Source organism: Ruegeria sp. CE9 (assembly GCF_056537425.1).
Map to the genome: position 1 here is coordinate 1 of NZ_JBQFRO010000048.1, position 1,770 is coordinate 1,770.

The window sequence follows — 1,770 nt, forward strand, 5'->3', positions numbered from 1 at the left end:
CAGAGGTAGCGCCATTTGCCGCCGACGCGGACGTAGGTTTCATCCACGTGCCAATCAACGCTGGTCCGGCGCAGATGCCGCTCGGTGCGCTTTGTAAGTTCCGGGCCAAACTTCTGGACCCAGCGATAAACCGTCGATCGATCAACAGTCACGCCGCGCTCGGCCAGCAGATCCACGACATCCTGGTAGGACAGGGGATAGCGCAGGTACCAGCGCACCACGCAAAGGATCATGTTTCGTGGGAAGCGATGGTGCTTGAATGGCGATTGGTGCGGCATGATGGTCCTCCAAAACGCCGAAACTCGCCAACCAAACCGAATAATGCAACAGTCCCTTCCAGAACGACCCCGACAGCAACCGCTCCGGCGAGGTCCAGCTTCTGCGCAGCCATGTACCGGATTCCAGCCGCAAGAATGAATGTGATGGCCAGAATGCCGGAATAGTTCTCCGTGAAGCTGAAGCTCCGGCTGAAGAGCTTGATGATCTGGACCAGAAGAACTGTGACCAGCGCCCAGAGACCAAGGAAGCGCGTGATCTTCGAATCCAGGATCGCGAGCGCCGTCGCCTTATGATCGCGCCCGTTGCCGCCGCCCTGTTTGTCAGGATTGCTGTCCGATTGCCTTTGCTCGGATGATGTCTTGCCGGTCTTCCGACCGTTGGGGCTCACATCGCTACTATCTGGATCGAACTCTGCCATCAATGCCCTGCGCTCCGAGTGTCTTAAACCTTCCTAACAGCTTAGATTGCGCTGGGGACTTGTCTTCGTTCGAGCACATCGGACATATGTAAGAGAGGTGGCAGGAGCGTGAGCGTGGGCAGGCGTCCGAGACGTAAACGGTCGCATCCGCTGTAGCTACAGCAAATTTCTAGGGAAACGATGTGCAAGCACAGGCGCCGACAACGTTCGACTTCTCGCCGTTGAACTGTCCATTTGAATTATATGTGCAAAGCTTTTCTGTCAGCATAAAGAAATTACACTCGGAACCATTCGGTATTACACCATTCGCCGGGCCATTCGTAGGGCAAGTCGAGTTGATCGCAGCGCTTGCAAGGGGCGCTGCATCGTCGCTTTCGTTCAGAGTCCCCTCACAGACGGCCCCTCTGGCTTCTAAAGCTTCAGGGGACATAGCGTCACCCTGAAGCTGTGCGCAACATCCCGATAACAAAAGGAAAGCACAAACGCTTTGTAAAGCCGGCCGACTAGCCCGAAAATCAAAGAAAATACTGAATCTTAGCTTTCGCACTTCGCGGTTACTTCCATCTCTATGGTCCAAACACCATCGTCGCAATCATTACTCAACTCCTTTACTTCTGTCACGCTGGGGAACGGACAAGATACGTTTTCCGCGCAAACTGCCTCTGTTTTCCTATTAATCTCACGTCTAAGAGCGCGAAACATTTTCTGTTGCTCGTCATCGGAGTAATTACCACAGTCCTCCACGCTCATTGAGTGCGATACGGAAACGGTAAAGCTTTCTCCACACTCAATGGTATCTTGCTCCTGGAGAAACTTGAGAAAAGCATTAGTATCTGTCATAAGTAACCTCGTCATTTTTCTTGAGTAGTTTTCCAAGCAAACAGCTCAGAGGGATATATCAGGAAGTCGCGGAACGCTATTCAAATGCTGGATCTCCTGAAAGAAGTAGATAAGGACCGACATTTTCTAGTCGCTCATTCAAATTGGGGGTCCATTCAAGCCCAGTCCCAGGGAAGTGCTTTGGATACTTCATGATACGTATTCTAAAGCGAGCAATGACAGCACGTATGATT

General features: G+C 52.1%; 2 protein-coding genes. Both read right to left on the reverse strand.

The features are described from left to right. Window positions 1–278: IS6 family transposase (locus ACR0B3_RS23790; RefSeq protein WP_480811212.1), on the reverse strand; the 278-nt coding region annotated here is incomplete at its 3' end. Beyond that, window positions 230–697 (reverse strand): hypothetical protein, encoded by a 468-nt coding sequence (locus tag ACR0B3_RS23795; RefSeq protein WP_012187267.1) that lies wholly within the window; start codon window positions 695–697, stop codon window positions 230–232. The genes ACR0B3_RS23795 and ACR0B3_RS23790, both read right to left, overlap by 49 nt. Window positions 698–1,770: the final 1,073 nt, after the last annotated feature.

Bases quoted from the DNA above. Each gene is read 5' to 3' on its own strand.
- ACR0B3_RS23795 (WP_012187267.1), bottom strand. From the start codon at position 697: ATGGCAGAGTTCGATCCAGATAGTAGCGATGTGAGCCCCAACGGTCGG.